We start from the raw sequence: 17626 nt of genomic DNA, 5'->3' as shown, positions 1-17626 counted from the left end.
ACGGGTAGCCTCCGTATCCGGTCGCGCCCGGCCGCGTTTGTCGGTTCACGACGGTCCGGAGCGCGACCCGTATGGGCCCGGATACCCCTCGGAAACCACCTCAACCCGCCCATCGGCCGCAGTAGGGAGGCGATCCCTGTCCCGCTGCTCAGTCCGCCGTCATGACAGCCGCTGTTCGGCGGGAGCGGCGGCGTGTCGGGCGGCGGGACAGCCGTCGTCACGGGCTCAGGACCGGCTTGATGCTCCCGGCCCTGAGCCCCGTCGGTCAGGCCGTCGCCATCTGGCGGACGTCTTCGCCCTGGGCGAACTCCTCGACCATCTTGGCGCAGAAGGCCGGAAGGTCGCTGGGGCTGCGGCTGGTGACGAGGCCGTTGTCGACCTGCACCTGTTGGTCGACCCAGTTTCCGCCGGCGTTGCGGATGTCGGTGCGCAGGCTGGGGAACGAGGTGAGGGTCCGGCCGTTGACCATGCCGGTCTCGACCAACGACCACGGCCCGTGGCAGATCGCCGCCACCGGCTTGTGCTGTTGGAAGAACGCCCGGACGAAGTTCATCGCCTCCGCGTTCATCCGGAGCCGGTCGGGGTTGACCGTCCCGCCCGGCAGCAACAGGGCGTCGTAGTCAGCCGCATCGACGTCGTTCACGGTCCGATCCACCCGGTAGCGGTTGGCAGGGTTGATGTCCTGGTTCATCGACTGGATCTCGCCGGACTGCAACGAGATCAGGTGAACCTCGGCTCCCGCCTGCTCCGCGGCGGCTCGGGACTGGGTGTATTCCACGTCCTCCACTCCGTCGGCGGCGAGGCAAGCGACTCGCTTGCCGGTCAGTGGCTGCTGGCTCTGCGCCATCTCGGTGGCCTCCCCTTCGCGGCGCCGCCCGGTCGGCGTCGCGTCGCTGGATCGCGGTCGCCTTCCCGGTGCGGGGGACGGGCAAACAGGCCAGCAAAGCCCGCCCGATGGTGGACGATCCTTCCCGCCTGCACGCTGCGCAACCGGTGCCGGTGGGCGAGCGTGGCGCGTCGTGCGCGTGTGCTGCCTGTCGCAGCGGGTAAGGCAGACAACCCAACTGGAACCGGGAAAGGTCGACATGACCCTCGCCAGCGATGCGATCGAGATGCCGTCCGGCCAGCCCATGCCCGTGCTCGGGCAGGGAACGTGGTACCTCGGCGAGAACCCTGCAAGGCGCCAGGACGAGCTGGCCGCCCTGCGTGCCGGGCTCGACCTGGGCATGACCATGATCGACACTGCGGAGATGTACGGTGACGGCGCTTCCGAGGAACTCGTCGGCGAGGCGATCGTCGGACGACGGGCCGACGTCTTTCTGGTCGACAAGGTGCTGCCGTCGAACGCCAGCCGACGGGGAACCGTGCAGGCCTGCCGCCGCAGCCTGCAACGACTCGGCGTCGACCATATCGACCTCTACCTGCTGCACTGGCGTGGCACGCATCCACTCGCGGAGACGATCGAGGCGTTCGCCGAACTTGTCGACGCCGGTGACATCGGACAGTGGGGCGTGAGCAACTTCGATCTTTCGGACATGACGGACCTCTTTGAGGCGGGCGGAAGTGCCTGCGCGACGAATCAGATTCTGTACAACCTCACCCGCCGTGGTCCCGAGTACGACCTCCTACCGTGGCTACGTGAGCATCGGATTCCGGTGATGGCGTACTCGCCGATCGAGCAGGGTCGACTGCTCGGCCACCCCCAGGTCGCGGAGGTCGCCGCCCGGCGCGGGGCCACGGCCGCCCAGGTCGCGCTGGCCTGGCTGCTACGGCAGGAGATGGTCGCGGCCATCCCCCGGTCGTCCAGGCCAGAACACACCCAGGAGAACGCTGAGGCGCGCGACGTGCAGCTGACCGAGGAGGACGTGGCGGCACTCGACACGGCGTTCCCGCCGCCGGCAGCCCCGCAACCGCTGGAGATGTTGTAGGACCAGCGGCCGTTCCGGCGGGAGACACCCGACCGGCAGGAACTCATTCAGTGCCAGAACCGCCGCGACGCGGTCGCCGTTTATGAAAGGGTTTGCCCTGAAAGTTGCCAATAATTGACGGCACCCGCACGAGCAGACCAAGCGACAGGGGCGGACATGAGGTGGCTGATCGGCGGAGCGGTCGTGGTTGCCGGCGGGGTGGTCGCGCGGCGTCTGCTCGGCGGGACCGACCAGGGTGACGGCCACCGGCAACGGGGTCAGGCACGGCGGCGCGGGCCGCAGTGGCACGTGGCGACGGTGAACCGACCAGCGGGTGACGTCGCCCCCGGCGGGCAACTCCCCGAGCCGCTGGCCGGGCTTGGGGACGCCGTCGAGGTCCAGCTCCGGCCTGCCCCCGGCGACCAGGGGACGGAGATCGCCGTACGGCTGCGCGACGGTTCTCGACTACCTGTCGCCGCCGCCGCTCGACGAGCCACCGGCCGGGATCCGGAGCAGGCCATCCGCGCTGCGCTGCGAGAGTCGAAGCAACTGATCGAGACCAGTGAGGTCCTCCATCCCGACTATCCACCCACCACCGAGCCGACTCCGATGAACAAGCCACTGCGGATGGCCACCCAACAGGGTCGGCGGGAGGGACGACTGTGAAGGCACTGGTCTGGGAAGGAGCCAACGAGCTCGCGGTGCGGCAGGTTCCGGACCCGCAACTCCGCAACGAGCAGGACGCCATCGTCCGGGTCCGTCGGACGGTGACCTGCGGGTCGGACCTGCACCTGCTCGGCGGGTACATCCCGTTCATGGAACGCGGCGATGTCCTCGGGCACGAGTTCCTTGGCGAGATCGTCGAGGTCGGTCCGCAGGTACGCAACCACAAGGTAGGCGACCGGGTCGTCGTCTGTTCGTTCGTCTCCTGCGGCAAGTGCTGGTACTGCCAGCAACAACAGTTCTCGCTGTGCGACAACGGGAACACGAACCCGATGATCACCGAGAACGTCTGGGGTGCCGCGCCCGGAGGCTGCTACGGCTACTCCCACGCACTCGGCGGCTTCGCCGGCAGCCACGCCGAATACATCCGCGTCCCCTACGCCGACCAGGGCGCCTTCACCGTCCCGGACGAGGTGAGCGACGAGCGCGCGCTGTTCGCCTCCGACGCCGCGCCGACCGGCTGGATGGGCGCCGACCTCGCCGGGGTCAAACCGGGTGATGTCGTGGCGGTGTGGGGCGCCGGTGGGGTAGGGCAGATGGCGGCCCGCGCCGCCGTGCTGCTCGGTGCCGATCGGGTGATCGTGATCGACCGACTCGACAACCGGCTCCAGATGGCCCAGACGCATCTCGGCGTCGAGACGCTGAACTACGAACAGCAGGACGTCAGCGGCGAGTTGCTGGAACGCAGTGGTGGTCGAGGCCCGGACGTGTGCATCGAGGCCGTCGGCATGGAGTCGCACAGCAGCGGTCCGCAATTCTGGTACGACCAGGTCAAGCAGCAGCTGCGCATCGAGTCCGACCGCCCGATCGCCGCGCGGGAGGCGATCTACAACTGTCGCAAGGGCGGCAGTGTGTTCATCCTGGGCGTGTTCGCCGGCCTGGTGGACAAGTTCCCGCTCGGGGCGGTGATGAACAAGGGGCTGACGCTGCGCGGCGCGCAGCAGCACGGACAGCGCTACATTCCCATGCTGCTCGAGCGAATGGCCCGCGGCGAGTTGGTCCCGGAGCATCTCGCGACGCACACCATGACGTTGGACGAGGCGCCGCGCGGCTACGAGATGTTCAAGCAGAAACTCGACGGATGTGTACGTGCCGTCTTCCAGCCAACCAGCTGACCGTCGCGACCAGGGACTACTCCCACTTACCTCCCCCTGTGGGACTGTCCGCTCTTCTCGTCCCGCCAGCCGTCGGGTTGGGGATGGTAGCCGTACGCGGCAGCCCGTACCGTTTCCTCGTTTTCCAGCCCGGAGCCGATCGCGCCGCCGACGGTGGCCAGCGAGCTGGTGATCCAAGCGAGCGTCAGATAGTCGGTGAGGTTGACTGGTCGCTGCAGGGTCTGCTCCAGCACGGAGGTGTCGATCAGCAGCGCCCCGACGAGCACCGTTCCCACGAACAACACCACGTAGGACAGCACCGTGGCCAGAGTGAGGGTGAGGATCGTACCCAGGTTGAACAGCCGTGCCAGCTCGGTCGGCGTCTCGCGGCCTGGTTTCTCCCACAGGTCGTGCGCGACGATCAACCAGGCCACCAACGCTGTCAGCCCGAGCAGCATGATCACGGCGAGCCGCAGTCCGCCGAGCGCAGCGCCCATCTGCCAGATGGTGTCCGTGGTGAGTGCGAACGCGGCCGTGCCGAACGCGCCGACCAACAGCTTCGACAGGCCCAGCAGGGCACGCCCCGGACGGTTGGCTCGAACCATGCCGATCAACAGTCGTAACCGGCCGATGAGTCGCGAGGCGACGTAGCGCCGCTCACCGGCGTCGGCCTCGCCGACCACCCGGTGGACGGCGGGAATCCGGCTTGTCATCTCGGTCGATGCCCGGCCGGCCGGCGGCAACCGCTGGTCGGAAGCCTCGTTCAGCAGCCGGCTCACCAGATCCGGAACGGCGGCGCGGGCCGCTCGCAGCTGGCGCAGTCCCAGCGCGGGCAGGGACACCACAGCGACCCGACGCCGAGCGGAGGTCTGCGCGACCAGCGGCACCCGATCGGCATGCAGCGGCAGATCGGTCAAGCAGACGGCGACGTCCCACTGGTCGTCGGCACGCCGTTGGGCGAGATCATCGAGTAGCGCCTCTACGCCGCCGTCGCGGCGCGGTGCCACTTCGCCCCAACCTTCCCGGACGATCCACCGCACGTCGGCGTTCACCCGCTCGGCGAGCCCGCTGGTCAGCTCGGCGGTGAGCCGCGCGGCCACCCGGGCCGGGTGGTCCGGCGGGGTTGCCACCAGTCCGACGACGATCTCCGGGCGGTCCTGTTCACTCTGCGTCATCGGTGCTCCTCACCGGTAGCCAGGCTCGGCCGCTGACGGCGAACAAACCGGGGGCCTCAGGCGCCGTCGCCGCAGCTCCCCGTGCCGGCTGACGTAGCGGTACGGCCGAGCCGCCGAGAGGAGCACCCTGACCAGCCCGTACAGCGCCACCGCGACGCACTCGTCGAACCGGGCGCCCCGCCCACGCAGCCTAAGAGACCACCCCGATCGGTGCAGCGGATTCAGTGGAAGGTGTTCTTGTGGCTCGCCCCAGCTGGGACTGGCTCGGTGTGCGCCGCCGAAGTCGTCCGGCCGATGCTCCTCGGCATCGTCGGCGGCACCCTGAAGCACACAACCGGACCTATGAGGAGCGGGCGGCCGAGGGTATGCGGACAATGGGGGAATGAAGCGAGACGTGAGCCTGATGCGGTTGACCGGGGCGCGGGCCAACGGCGCGGTGGCGACAGGCGCGGCGGCTACCGGGGCGCGGGCTGCGGGAGCGGCCTCGCTCGGCGCCCTCGCCGTGGGGGCGCTGGCCGTCGGGGCCGTGGCAGTCGGGGCGCTGGTCATCGGGCGGCTGGCGATCCGCCGGGCGGTCGTGCGGGAGCTGCGCGTCGGCCGATTGGAGATCGACGAACTGGTGGTGCACAGCCGACCCGCCGCTGAGGGATGACCTCCGGCGAACTCGGCCGCTGTGCGTTCCCGCCGCAGCCCGCGTCGCCTTCTGGACGAGTCGCAGCAGCGGGCAGGATCGATGCCTGTCTCATTGGGCCCAGGCGAGTAGACCCGTCCCGCCGGGTAGTGCGAGCGCCATGTGGGCAGCTGCGCTACCAGACCCGGCGTACTCCTTGGTCTTCCTCCACGAGCTTTGACGTCAGATGGACGCAGCGCGGCTACCTGTGACGGAGGCGTATCGGGCCGGTGTGGTGGAGGTGTGTCGGCGAAAGTGTCGGGTCAGGTGGGCCTGGTCGCAGAAGCCGACGGTGATCGCCACTTCGGCCGGCGGGATGCCGGCGAGGAGTAGTTTGCGGGCGGCCTCGATCCGTCGACCGATGATGTATGCGTGCGGACTGATCCCGAAAGCCTGGCCGAAGCTGCGGACCAGGTGAGGTACCGACCGGTCCAGGAGGCGAGCGGCGGCGGCAAGGCTGACAGCCTGCACAGTGTGCTCGTCGAGCAGCGCCCTCAGCGCGCGGGCGGCCTGCGGCTCCGGACGTGTGGACGTGGAAGGGGCGGCGGCCAGGTGGTCGGTGAGCCGTTGCTCGATCATGGCCAGCCTGGCTTCGGCGTTCAGCGGGTCCTCGTCGGCGTCAAGGACATGGTGGAGCCTGGCGAGGGCGCGCCGCAGTGGCCCGTCGCGGAAGGTGGTGTGGTCGACGGCGGAGCCGATCAGATTGGCGGGTAGGAAGGTGGGGTCGAGGTACAGGTTGCGTTTGCGGAAGCCGGGGGCGTTGGCGGCGGGACGGCCGTCGTGGACCACTCCGGGTGGCAGGACAGCGACATAGTCGCCGCCGCTTACCGCGCAGTGGCGGTTGTCGAGGTCGTAGCGTATGGCCCCAGCGTCGAGGATCAGCACCGTCCAGGTGTCGTGGGCATGCAGCGGGTAGGCGTAGTCGACGATCTGGGCGTGAAACACCTCGCTGATCCCTGGGACTCGTGGCCGCCAGGCCCGGACTCGGCAACCGGGCGGTCGTGTGCCGTCGGCGTCAAGAACGTCCAAGACCGGCGCGGCGGCCACGGTGGAGGCTCGGCTTATGTCGATCACTCCCGTCAACCTCGCCGTCGTGAACCTGTCCGAGGCGCTTGCGTCGTTCGACGACATCTACAGCCCACGGATCGTGACCCGGATAAACGATTATGACGTGCGGATCGCCCACGCCCGGGGCGAGCACGTCTGGCACGTCCACGAGGACACCGACGAGTTCTTCCTGGTCCTGGACGGCCAGTTCAATGTCGCCTACCGCGACGCCGACGGGCAGGAACACACCGTCGTCCTGCGCCAGGGCGATACGTTCGTGGTTCCCAAGGGCATCGAACACAAGCCTTCCTCGCCGGGCGGCTCGATTCTGATGTTCGAGCCAACCGGGACCTCCACTACCGGCGATCGCCACGAGGGTGAGGTTCCTGATCATGTGGACAGCACTGCGGGGCATGCCTTGGGTGACTCCTGAGAGGGTCTCCACCTGCGGACGGTGAGCACCCCGGCGGTCGCCAACAGCGTCCCTGCCAACAGGTACGTCCACCGGTCGTGGGCGGCGGTCGCGTTCCTCTCGTCGGCTATCGGCTGGCGATGTTCGTCGCGCGGGGTCGGCAGTCCTCGAGTACGAACGTGCCGTTCTGATGCCGACCTCCGGAAAGCGGAGCGCCGGGCCTACCGCCTGCCGGAGGACCGGCTGGCGGTAGGCCCGACGCCGTCATCCGTCAGCGGCCCTGCAGGCGCTTCACGTTGTCGCCGAAGGTCCAGCCCTTCGACCCGTCCCAGTTCGCCGACCAGGTCATCAGGCCCTTCAGGCCGGGCACGGAGTTCCAGGCCTGCGTGACCAACGACGTCGACATGTAGCCGCCGCCCGCCCCGTTCTGCGCCGGCAGGCCCGGGACCTGCTTGTCGTACGGCACCCGGATGGTGGTGCCCTGAATGGTGAGCCCGTTGTTCAGGCACTGCGTCTGCACCGTGAAGCCCTGCACGGTGCCCGCCGGGTACGAGTCGCCGGCGCAGCCGTACATGCTGCCGTTGTAGTACTGCATGTTCAGCCACCAGAGCCGGCCGTTGTCCACGTACTTCTTGATGATCGGCAGGTACGAGCCCCAGATCGAGCCGTAGACCACGCTGCCGCCGGTGACATAGGCCGTCTCCGGTGCCATGGTCAGGCCGAAGTTCGGCGGCATCCGGGCCAGCACGCCGTCGATGATCCGGATCAGGTTGGCCTGCGAGGTGGACAGGGTGTTGATGTTGCCGCTGCCGGTCAGGCCGGTCTCGATGTCGATGTCGATGCCGTCGAAGTGGTACGCCGTCAGGATCGGCACGATCGTCGCGATGAACCGGTCGGCGACGGCGGCGGAACTGAGGTCGATGCCCGCCGCGGCTCCGCCGATCGACATCAGGATGGTGGCGCCGGCCGCTTTGGCCTGGCACATCTCGGCCGGGGTGGCCACCTTCACGCCAGCGTCCATGCCGTTCTCCCAGAGGACGGTGCCGTCCGAGCGGATCACCGGGAACGCTGCGTTGATCACGTTGTAGCCGTGCTGGTTGAGCCGGCTGTCGGTGATCGGGATCCAGCCGAGGCCGGGGTGTACGCCGTTGGAGGCCCCGTCCCAGTTCTCCCAGTAGCCCTGCAACACCTTGCCGGTGGGCCGCGACTTCACCGCGCAGGTCCCACCGGTTGGGGGCGTGGTGGTGGGGGGAGGTGTGGTCGGTGGCGGGGTGGTGGGCGGCGGGGTTGTGGGTGGTGGCGTGGTGGGCGGCGGCGTGGTTCCCGAGCACGCGCCGAGGTCACGCCAGAGCGATGGGGTCGAGGCGGGGTTCCAGCCGGCGCCGGGGTGCGCGGTGTGGGTGACCAGTGCCTGGTAGAGCCGGCCGCTGTAGGTGACCTGGGCACCCGCCTGGTAGGTGGGGCCCTCGGTCCAGGTGGGGGCGGTGCAGGCGACCATCGGGACGGCGTTGGCCGAGGGCACGGCCGCCATGCTGCTGGGGACGAAGGCGACGGCGGCCGTGACGGTCATCGCCGCCCCGGCTACCACTGCGAAAATTCGACGGCTTCTCATGGCTCACTCCCCAGGCTTAGATGACCCGCGACCTCCACATATTGACGTTCGTGACGCCTAATATCAAGGGTTGTTTACAGATCCCGGGAAGTTGGGGAGTGGCCGGGCCGGACAGCGGCGGCGAACCCAGGGACGCCCGTTCTCAGCTCGCTGGGGAAGGCTTCTCTGGCGGCTGGTGGGCCGCGCGGCGGGCGTCGGCGACAGCGACACCGAGCAGCACGAACGCGGCCACGACGGAGGCGGTCAGCGGCGGGGCGTGATGCAGCGGTCCGGCAGCCGCCGCCAGTGCGGCAATGGCGACGACCCGGCGGATCGACAGCCGGTTGAACACGATCCGTTCCAGCCGGATGCGGCCGTAGAGGAACAGGGCCGGACCGCCGAGGATCATCGCGAGCCAGGCTGGTTCCGGCCGGTCCGCAGGGTGTTCGAGGACGATCTCGTAGCCCACGGCGGTGGTGACGATGCCAACGACCATGACGACATGGGCGATGCCGGTGGCGCGGCCGGCAGCAAGCCGGTCCCGGGCGGCGGCGACCGCCTCGGCGAGGACCTGCCCGGACCGGTAGAAGTAGATCCGCCACAGCAGCACTGTCGACAGGTACGCCACCACCAGCGTCGCCCAGGTGGACGTGGTGGCCGGTAGGTCGGTGAAGGTGATACCCACGGCCAGGACGGTCTCGCCGAGGGCGATCATCAGCAACTGCTGGTAGCGCTCCGGCAGGTGGTGGCCGCTGTCCATGGCCCAGGCGCTGACCGGTGGTCGGGCCCGGCCGTAGACCGGCCATCGCAGTTGGGCGGCCACGATGTCCACGGTAACGGCGATTGCCCAGAGGGCGGCTCTGGCGTTTCCGCTGACCAACGCGCCGGCCACCCAGATGCCCGCGCCGGCCGTGCACCACGCCACCGATCTCGCGTAGAGATCGCGGAGAGCATGCCCGTGCAGACTGGGCAGCAGGATCAGTGGACGGACGCAGTGCAGGACCACGTACGGAAGGACGAACGACCAGCCCTTGCCGGTGAACGCATAGGGCAGGGACGAGGCCATGACCAGCAGGCCGAAGGCGCTGGCCAGCACCACCCATTGGATCTTGCGGCGGCGGGGGTCGAACCAGCTGGTGATGTGCGCGGTGGTGATCCACAACCAGATCAACGGCAGGGCGAGCACCAGCAGGTAAGCCAGCGAACGCCACTGCACGACGCGATCGACTGCCGTGGCGTCCCGTGCCACCCGGGTCACCACTCCGGAGAGGGCGAAGACCAGCACCAGGTCGACGAAGAGTTCCAGGAAGTTCGCCTGTCGCACGTCCTCGCGGCGTTCCAGGAGATCCCGTCCGCCACCTCCCGGAAACCCCATGCCGCCCATGCTGGCTCCCGCGGCACTGCCTCGACGTCAGGTCGGCCGTCCATCACACGGTCGAAGCGGGGGTCGGGCTGGCACGGTTTCGTCGGCCGGGACCGGGTACGTCACCGGTGTAACCCAACCACCAACGGCCACCTCCGACGCCCCGTCAATCTTCGCCGACCTGGTAACTCGCGCCGCCGCCACGGCGGGGTAGGTCCGGCCGGCGCTGTGGTAGCACACGGCGGAGAAGGGGAATACCCGAACGCGGGGCGGCACCCCGAAAACGCGGAAGCTGGTCTTCAGCCCACCTAGCCTGCTGAAGACGACACGAGCCTGGCGAAGGAGTGATTGATGCAACGGCGCCCGTCCCCGGTACGACCGCCGGGAGAGTCGACGAGCCTGTGGCACCAGGGGTTGTCGCTCGGTTCCAAAGCCCTTCAGGAAACGACGCCGCTGAAGGGCTTCGATGCCTACGTTGTCGGGTTCCACCCCGCCAAGGACGACCCGTCGATGCAGATGGAGGCACATCACTACTGCCGTCAGGTCAACGACGACTTCCTGCAGTGCGTGCTGTTCGACGGCAATACCGCCGAGGCCAACCTCATCGGCGTCGAGTACATCGTCTCCGAACGGTTGTACGGGACGCTGCCCGAGGGCGAACGCGGGTACTGGCACCCGCACAACTTCGAGGTGCTCGGCGGCTCGCTGATCGCCCCGGGCCTGCCGGAGCCCGCCGAGCGGGCGCTGATGGCGATGTTGATGAACAGCTACGGCAAGACCTGGCACACCTGGCACACCGGTCGCCTTGACACCGGCCCGGGGGACACGCTGCCGTTGGGCGAGCCGATGCTGATGTGGTCGTTCAACCGCGATGGGCAGTGTGATCCGGCCCTGGAGCAGCACCGCAATCAGGCCATGGACGTCGACCGCGCCGAGAAGCGCGCCTCCCGCTCGGAGCTGGTTGAGCACGCACATCCCCAGGACGGGGTGGCGCTGCTCGACGACGCATTCCCGGACAGCACCCCGCTCCCCGGCGCGGTGGACCGGAGCACCGGACGGTAGTCCAGTGCTCGACCTGTTCGCGTCCGTAACGCCCGACAATCCGCCTGGCAGGTGCCGGCTGAGGCAGTTTGCACCCGGTAGCGACGGGAAGGCGATGGGCGAGGGTGGCGCGGAGCCGCCTGCGCCACGACACCACGGGGAGGGTGACATGGGTGACCGGGATAAGCTGCACGATCTTCGCCAACAGGCCCACGACGCGGGCATCGAGGGTAACTCCAAGATGACCGAGGATCAGTTGCGTGATGCCCTGCGCAAGGTCGGCAAGGGCGAGCGGCCCCAGATGGCCAAACACGACGCCAAGCGATGACGAATGCGGCGGTGCCGGCACCCTCTCGGGTGCCGGCACCGCACGCGTTCGCAGGCAGCATGCTGGCTGGTAGGTCCCGGCGGGTCGGCGCGGCTACGAGTCAATGGTCACCCTTCGGCGGAGGCCGCCTGTTCCGCGTGACGTGCTGTCTGCCGAACCTGCCGATTCGCCTCGTCCGCCGAGCAGCCGGTTGCCCTGAGCAGATCACTGGCCGTCACCCGGACTTGCGTGGCGGTGGTGACACCGAAGTTCTGCAAACCGGTGGCCATGGCCCGGCCGGCTTCGTCCGCGGCCCGCAGGGCATGGCGTCGAGTGCGCTCGTGGGGCTTGTCGGCCCGTGTCTCCCGGTGCAACTGGCGAATGGCCTCGGCCAGGGCGGCGACGGCGTCGGGAAGGTGGCCGGGCAGCTTTTCCTGATACTGGATCATCGTGGCTGACCGTCGGGCCAGCGCTCTGCTGTCGTCGATGACCCGAACCAGGTAGTTGACACCTCGGTCGTAGTGTTCGACGTGGCGCCGCCAGTGCCACCGGGCCGGTGCGACAGTCACCACCTCTTCGGCGCCGCTGAGGGCTTCGCGGAGTCGTTCCACATCCGGTCCCATGGCGCGGAGTCCGTTCAGTGCCTGTCTCGCGCGGTTCCGGTCGCTGGTGCGCATCGCCGTCTCGATGTCACACAGGTACGCGGCAAGCGCGTCGAAGACCGGCGCGGCCGCGCGGTGCATGACGCGCATGGGGTTCAGGGGCAGCAGCAACGCCACCACGACCAGGCCCACCACGCTGCCGGTGACTGCGTCGACGACCCGGGGTAGTTCCAGATTCCGTTGGCTGGAGGAGAGCGTGGCGATCAGCACGGCCGTACCGCCCACCTGACTGACCACGGTGCCGCCTCGGCCCACGAGGCCGAGGGCGATGGCGATGGCGAAGGCGACGATGATGCCTGTCTGCCATGCTCCGGTGCCGATGAGCCGGACCAGTCCGTCCCCGATGGCGATGCCGAGCCCCACTCCGACAAGCAGTTCGACGGTGCGCCTTGTCCGCTGGCCGATCGCCGCCGCGATGGTGCCCACCGCCGCTGTCGGTGCGAAGACGGGGTTCGGATTACCCAACAGGTCGTGCGCCAGCCACCAGGCGAGCGCCGCCGCGAGTCCTGCCTGCACCGCGATCAGCCCGATGATCTCCATTTGGCGCCGCCGCAGCCGACCCGCCCGACTTCCCCGACGTCGGGTACCGGCCGTCAAGCTCCGGATGCGGCCACCCACCGCGTCGAGCGGTGCGTGATCACCGGGCTCGGATCGGGAAGCGGCCACATGGCGGACTACCCGTCACGCCGTCTTCCGAACCCGGCGGCCGACCGCTGGCAGGGTGGGGCCCCTGCGATCAGGGGGTGGGCATGCCACCGGTGGCACTCAGCGTCTCCCCGATGACGTAACTGGCCTCCTGGCTGGCGAGGAACACGAACGCCGGGGCCATCTCCGCCGGCTGCGCGGGACGTCCCAGTGGGGTCTGTGCACCGAACTGCTTCAGCGCGTCAGCCGGCTGGCCACCGACGACCTGCAGTGGAGTCCAGACCGGACCGGGCGCCACGGCATTGACCCGGATGCCCTTCGGTGCGACCTGCCGGGCCAGCGATTTCGTGAAGGTGTTGATGGCCGACTTCGCTGCGGCGTAGTCCAGCAGGATGGGTGCCGGCTCGTACGCCTCAACCGAGGTGGTGTTGATGATGGCACTACCGGCGGGCATCTGCGGCACCGCCGCCCGACAGAGCCAGAACAGGGAGTAGACGTCCGTCTTGAACGTCTCGTCGAACTGCTCAGTGGTGAGGTCGGCGATGTCCGGGACCTCCTGTTGCTTGCCGGCGATGTTGGCCAGCACGTCCACCCCGCCGAACTCGCGTCGCGCCGTCTCGATCAGTTCGGTGCAGTACGCCTCGTCGGTGACGTCGCCCGGCATGGTCACCGCCCGCTGCCCGGCGTCCTCGATCAGTTGGACCACCTGCTGGGCGTCCGGTTCCTCCTGAGGTAGGTAGGAAAGGACGACGTCGGCGCCCTCGCGGGCGAAGGCGATGGCCACGGCTCGACCGATGCCGCTGTCGGCGCCGGTGACCACGGCCTTGCGACCGGTCAGCCGGCCGGTGCCCCGGTAGCTGTGCTCACCGGCGTCCGGCTGCGGCCCCATCTGCTGTTGCAGGCCCGGCCCCGGCTGCTGTTGGCTGAACTCCGGCCCGGACTTGGGGTACTGGGTGGTCGGGTCGCGCATGACGTATTGGTCGGGCATGTCTGCCGCCTCTCGGGTCATCGGCGTCCGAGTCCGCCGATTACCCGGGCGGCAGTCCGCCACACGCCCACCGGGAGGCGAGCCGGCGCAAGCCGGATACGCGCTCCCTCCTGGTGAGGCCGACGTCAGGTGCGCAGAGTGTGGCTAGGACTGCACCCGTAGGCGGCGCGGTAGTCGGTGCTGAAGCGTCCGAGATGGGTGAAGCCCCAACGCGTGGCGATCATGCTGACGGTGACACCGGTGGTCGGGCTGCTGGCCTGCAGGTCGCGGCGCGCCCGTTCGAGGCGGACCTGGCGGACGTACCGCATCGGAGTGGTGTCGTGGTGGCGGCGGAACGCGAGTTGCAGAGCGCGGGGGCGCACGCCGGCCGCGGCGGCGATCTGGTCCAGCGTGATCGGTTGGTCCGCGTGGTCGTCGACGTAGGTAACGGCTCGGCGTAACGCCTGCGGAGTGACCTCGCCGGTCGCCCGCGGGGCCGAGTCGTGGGCGGTGTTGGGGAACACGGCAAGGGCCGTCGCCGCGAGCAGGTGGCGGGTGTTCCCGACGACCAGCGGGTTGGCCATGAGCGCGGGGTCGCACAGCACGCTGCGGGTCAGATGGGAGAGGGTCTGGGTCCAGTGGCGGCCGAGCGCCGCCGAGATGGGCCGGGAGCTGTCGAAGCGCAGATCCGCGCCGCTGATGCCGGTCTGCGCGTGGGCGGCCTCCTCCAGCAGGGCGCGGGGAAGGCGGGTGGTGAAAGAGTCGACGTCGTCGAATTCAGCTTCCTGGGGCTGATCCGGCAGCATCAGCACCACGTCGCCGGACCGTAAGCGGTACTCGTCCTTGTTCCTTGCGATCATGAAGCGACCGCTCATCAGGTGGGTGATGGTCAGGTCCCCGTCCGGTGCGGTCTGTACCTGGGTGCGCGCCGAATAGTGCAGCCGGGTCACGCCGATGTCGGTGAGCCTGGTGGTGATGGTGCGCAGGCCGGCTCCGTCGCGGCTCCCGCCGGCGAACCGCACCTTGACGTCGAAGAAGGCTCGCCGGATGTAGTCGTGCGCCTCATCGGTCTCAGCGGTGGCGTAGCGCTGCCAGTGCGAGCCGGAGTAGACGGTGCCGTCCAGCATGCCTCCACCCCTCCTGCCCAGGTGCCAGGCGACCTTCTTATCCACGATACGCATCGACTTCGCGGCAGGCGTAGCGCGCCGTCCGTCCCGGTGGCGGTAGGGCCCCGGCCGCGGATATGCAGCAGGTAGATCGCCGCTCGGGCCGTTGCCAGGGTGATCCGGCGGGTGCCCTCGGTCAAGCAGTCGGGCAAGGGCACCCGCGTCCAACCATTCGCCGTTCGACCACCGCGGTTTCAGAATTCCGTCACCTCGGCGGCGGCCTCGTGGTCGAGCTGGATGCCGGTGCGATGCGCGATCTCGACGAAGCGGGGCGGCAGCTCGGCGGTCTGCGACCGGCGACATTACGGTCGGTATTCTGCACTGGTCATCCGACAACCTTCCCCTGCGTGTTCGTTCTGGTGACCTGAGCGCCCAGGGATGCGGCCATTGAGAGGACCCGGCGATGAGCCTGTCGTTCCCGTTGCACCAGAATCCGAGCCCGGCGAGCGCGCAGCGGCGAGCCGAGATCATGGCGAATCCGGGGTTCGGCACGTACTTCACCGACCACATGGCACGGGCGGTGTGGAGACCGGACGGCGGCTGGCAGGACTCCGAGATCATCCCCTTCGGTCCGATCCTCATGCACCCGGCGGCGGCCGTACTGCACTACGCCCAGGAGATCTTCGAGGGGATGAAGGCGTACCGGCACGACGACGGCTCCATCTGGTCGTTCCGGCCGCAGGCCAACGGCGAGCGCTTCGCCCGGTCCGCCCGGCGGCTGGCACTGCCCGAACTGCCGGTGCCGGACTTCATGGCCTCGGTCGAGGGACTGGTCCGCGCCGATCAGGTGTGGGTGCCGGACGAGGACGAATACAGCGTCTACCTGCGGCCGTTCATGTTCGCGTCCGAGCCGTTCCTGGGGGTCCGCCCGGGGAAGGAGATCACCTACATGGTGATCGCCTGCCCAGTCGGCGCGTACTTCTCCGGTGGCGTCAAGCCGGTCTCCATCTGGCTGTCCACCGAGTACACCCGGGCGGCGCGGGGCGGCACGGGCGAGGCGAAGTGCGGCGGCAACTACGCCTCCAGCCTCGCGCCGATGGTCGAGGCCGCCGAGCACGGCTGTGAGCAGGTCTGTTTCCTGGACGCCGCCGAGGGCCGCTACGTGGAGGAGCTCGGCGGAATGAACGTCTACTTCATCACGGCGGACGGCCGGATCATCACCCCGGAACTCGGCACGATCCTCGAGGGCGTCACCCGGGGGTCGATCCTCATCCTTGCCAAGGACCTCGGCCTGGAGGTCGAGGAGCGCCCGGTGGAGATCCGGGAATGGCAGGAGGGCGTGGCCTCCGGCGCGATCACCGAGGTCTTCGCGTGTGGCACCGGCGCGGTGGTCACGCCGGTCGGGCGCCTGGTCTGGGAGGGCGGCGAGGTGACCGCCCCGAAGGCCGGCGCCGAGGACTCGGTGACCATGCGGCTGCGCCGCCACCTGCTCGACATCCAGTACGGCCGGGCCGCCGACCCGTACGGCTGGATGACCCGCCTCGTGTGACGAGGACCGTCCAGCCGCGCGGCTGCCGGTGGTGGTACCACGGGCACCGGCGGCGTCACGGCGTGCGGTAGTCGCCGCTGAGCCGGCCGAGCTTCATAGCCAGGTGCAGGCACAGCCGTTCGTTACCGTCCTTGAGGTCGGTCCCGGCGAGCTGTTCCACCCGTTGCAGCCGGTAGTAGAGGGTCGTCCGGTGCAGTCGGAGCTTCTCGGCGGTCGCGTGCGCGTTGCCCGCCAGGTCGAGGTAGGCCTCCAGGGTCTCCAGCAGCACCTGGTGAGCGTCGTCGCGCAGCAGCCGCTCCAGCCCGGGATGGACACCGGCGACGTCGAGGTGCTGGCTGTCCAGCTGGGACAGCACCCGGTAGATGCCGAGGCCGGCCCAGGAGACGACCCCGCCCAGCGCGGGCAGTTGCGTGCCGACCCGGGCGGCCTGCGCGGCCTCCTGGTAGGACTCCACAGCGCTGGACAGCCCGGCGCGGGGCTGGCCGATCCCGGTCACCGTCCGGTCCACCGAGGCCAGGCCCCGGGTCGCGGTGCCCAGCGCGTCGTTGAGGTGCCCGGCGGAGGCTTCCGGCGAGGGCCGGCCGGCGACCCGGTCGCCGCAGACCAGCAGTACGCCGTGGTCGTGCCAGACCAGGTGCAGCGTCTCCCGTACGCCGATCCACCGGCGGGTGGTGACCAGGGCCTGTTCCAGGGCGATCCGGGCCACCTCGTCCGGCTGCCGCCCGGCGGCCGGCACGAGCTGGGCGACGAGCGCGACCGTCGACCCGTCGGCGACCACCACGCCCTCCTCCAACAGCGCCCGCGCCGCGTGCTCGCGCGCCTGCCGGCTCTCCACCAGCAGGGTGCGGGTGGCCTCGGTCTCCCGCTGTGAGGCGAGCTCCCCGAGCAGGTTCTCCCGGTACAGGGCCAGCGACAGGTCGGTGAAGGGGCCGGTCGCGGTGGCGATGTCCGCGTCGGTCATCGAACCGTCCGCGTCGATGAACCAGACGAACCCGAGCAGCAGGTCGTCGTGCCGGATCGGCACGCAGACCCTCGCCAGCAGGTCCAGCTCGGCGCACGCGGGGGTGCGGACCGGCACGTGCGCCGTGAGCACCCCCATGCCCCGGAACCAGGCGATCACCTCCGGCGTCGTCTGCCGGCGCAGGATCGACGTCCGGCGGACGTCGTCCATCGGGCCGTCGTGCTCGCTGTAGGCGACCACCCGCTGTCGCCGGTCCTCGATGAGGGCGGGTCGCCCCACCCGGGCGGCGACGGCGTCGACGATTCGCTGGAGCTCGCCGTGCATATAACTCCCATGGTTGCGCTGCGTGACAGGGATCGCGCGACCGCCAGTCCTTACCCTCCGGTGCGGGTGGGTCATCGCGCAA

At 69.4% G+C, this 17626-nt stretch carries 17 protein-coding genes; 8 read left to right on the top strand and 9 right to left on the bottom strand.

Going from position 1 to position 17626, the window contains the following annotated elements:
* Positions 1-265: 265 nt before the first annotated feature.
* Positions 266-847 (bottom strand): type 1 glutamine amidotransferase domain-containing protein, encoded by a 582-nt coding sequence (locus GUI43_RS01320; protein ID WP_112620515.1) that lies wholly within the window; start codon positions 845-847, stop codon positions 266-268.
* 238 nt (positions 848-1085) lie between these two features.
* Here GUI43_RS01320 and GUI43_RS01315 point away from each other — a divergent pair, with 238 nt between their 5' ends.
* From GUI43_RS01315 to GUI43_RS01305, 3 genes are all read left to right on the top strand, one after another.
* Positions 1086-1928 carry an aldo/keto reductase gene (locus GUI43_RS01315; protein ID WP_112697594.1) on the top strand — a complete coding sequence of 281 codons (843 nt, stop codon included), beginning with the start codon at positions 1086-1088 and terminating at the stop codon, positions 1926-1928.
* A 156-nt stretch (positions 1929-2084) separates the two neighbouring features.
* Positions 2085-2573: a hypothetical protein gene (locus GUI43_RS01310; RefSeq protein ID WP_112697592.1), complete on the top strand. Its 489-nt coding sequence runs from the start codon at positions 2085-2087 to the stop codon at positions 2571-2573.
* Positions 2570-3745 carry a zinc-dependent alcohol dehydrogenase gene (locus GUI43_RS01305; protein ID WP_112697590.1) on the top strand — a complete coding sequence of 392 codons (1176 nt, stop codon included), beginning with the start codon at positions 2570-2572 and terminating at the stop codon, positions 3743-3745. The genes GUI43_RS01310 and GUI43_RS01305 overlap by 4 nt, the downstream gene beginning before the upstream one ends.
* A gap of 26 nt (positions 3746-3771) precedes the next feature.
* Here GUI43_RS01305 and GUI43_RS01300 read toward each other — a convergent pair whose 3' ends face one another.
* Positions 3772-4899: an ABC-2 family transporter permease gene (locus tag GUI43_RS01300; protein WP_112697588.1), complete on the bottom strand. Its 1128-nt coding sequence runs from the start codon at positions 4897-4899 to the stop codon at positions 3772-3774.
* 382 nt (positions 4900-5281) lie between these two features.
* Here GUI43_RS01300 and GUI43_RS01295 point away from each other — a divergent pair, with 382 nt between their 5' ends.
* On the top strand, positions 5282-5551 hold the full coding sequence (locus tag GUI43_RS01295) for a hypothetical protein (RefSeq protein WP_091404873.1): 270 nt from the start codon (positions 5282-5284) through the stop codon (positions 5549-5551).
* A gap of 201 nt (positions 5552-5752) precedes the next feature.
* Here GUI43_RS01295 and GUI43_RS01290 read toward each other — a convergent pair whose 3' ends face one another.
* Entirely contained in the window at positions 5753-6514 is a 762-nt protein-coding gene (locus GUI43_RS01290) for a helix-turn-helix domain-containing protein (protein WP_244166399.1), read from the bottom strand.
* Positions 6515-6632: 118 nt separating this feature from the next.
* On the opposite strand from GUI43_RS01290, the gene GUI43_RS01285 reads away from it, so the two are divergent.
* On the top strand, positions 6633-7049 hold the full coding sequence (locus GUI43_RS01285) for a cupin domain-containing protein (protein ID WP_091405328.1): 417 nt from the start codon (positions 6633-6635) through the stop codon (positions 7047-7049).
* A 250-nt stretch (positions 7050-7299) separates the two neighbouring features.
* On the opposite strand, the gene GUI43_RS01280 is transcribed toward GUI43_RS01285, so the two are convergent.
* Complete coding sequence (locus tag GUI43_RS01280; protein WP_112697584.1) at positions 7300-8640, bottom strand: carbohydrate-binding protein; 1341 nt, start codon at positions 8638-8640, stop codon at positions 7300-7302.
* A 142-nt stretch (positions 8641-8782) separates the two neighbouring features.
* Positions 8783-9994 carry a low temperature requirement protein A gene (locus GUI43_RS01275; protein ID WP_170158638.1) on the bottom strand — a complete coding sequence of 404 codons (1212 nt, stop codon included), beginning with the start codon at positions 9992-9994 and terminating at the stop codon, positions 8783-8785.
* A 339-nt stretch (positions 9995-10333) separates the two neighbouring features.
* Here GUI43_RS01275 and GUI43_RS01270 point away from each other — a divergent pair, with 339 nt between their 5' ends.
* Together GUI43_RS01270 and GUI43_RS33645 are read left to right on the top strand one after the other, a co-directional pair.
* Positions 10334-11044: an OBAP family protein gene (locus GUI43_RS01270; protein ID WP_112697580.1), complete on the top strand. Its 711-nt coding sequence runs from the start codon at positions 10334-10336 to the stop codon at positions 11042-11044.
* A gap of 148 nt (positions 11045-11192) precedes the next feature.
* Positions 11193-11351: a hypothetical protein gene (locus tag GUI43_RS33645; protein WP_167457571.1), complete on the top strand. Its 159-nt coding sequence runs from the start codon at positions 11193-11195 to the stop codon at positions 11349-11351.
* A 107-nt stretch (positions 11352-11458) separates the two neighbouring features.
* On the opposite strand, the gene GUI43_RS01265 is transcribed toward GUI43_RS33645, so the two are convergent.
* The 3 genes from GUI43_RS01265 to GUI43_RS01255 form a co-directional block, all read right to left on the bottom strand.
* A complete protein-coding gene (locus tag GUI43_RS01265) occupies positions 11459-12532 on the bottom strand; it encodes an FUSC family protein (RefSeq protein WP_249037611.1) in 1074 nt (357 codons plus the stop codon).
* 196 nt (positions 12533-12728) lie between these two features.
* Complete coding sequence (locus GUI43_RS01260; RefSeq protein WP_112697578.1) at positions 12729-13625, bottom strand: SDR family oxidoreductase; 897 nt, start codon at positions 13623-13625, stop codon at positions 12729-12731.
* Between the two features lie 125 nt (positions 13626-13750).
* Complete coding sequence (locus GUI43_RS01255; protein WP_170158637.1) at positions 13751-14785, bottom strand: AraC family transcriptional regulator; 1035 nt, start codon at positions 14783-14785, stop codon at positions 13751-13753.
* A gap of 388 nt (positions 14786-15173) precedes the next feature.
* Between GUI43_RS01255 and GUI43_RS01250 the strand changes: the two genes are divergently transcribed.
* Positions 15174-16259, top strand: coding sequence for a branched-chain amino acid aminotransferase (locus tag GUI43_RS01250; protein WP_112697574.1), 1086 nt, complete (start codon positions 15174-15176; stop codon positions 16257-16259).
* A gap of 55 nt (positions 16260-16314) precedes the next feature.
* Here the strand turns inward: GUI43_RS01250 and GUI43_RS01245 are convergent, their stop codons facing one another.
* On the bottom strand, positions 16315-17544 hold the full coding sequence (locus tag GUI43_RS01245; protein ID WP_112697572.1) for a PucR family transcriptional regulator: 1230 nt from the start codon (positions 17542-17544) through the stop codon (positions 16315-16317).
* Positions 17545-17626 lie beyond the last annotated feature (82 nt).

The organism is Micromonospora noduli (assembly GCF_003264365.1).
In the GTDB taxonomy this organism is placed as follows: Bacteria; Actinomycetota; Actinomycetes; order Mycobacteriales; family Micromonosporaceae; genus Micromonospora; species Micromonospora noduli.
This window is presented reverse-complemented; position numbering and strand designations above follow the sequence as displayed.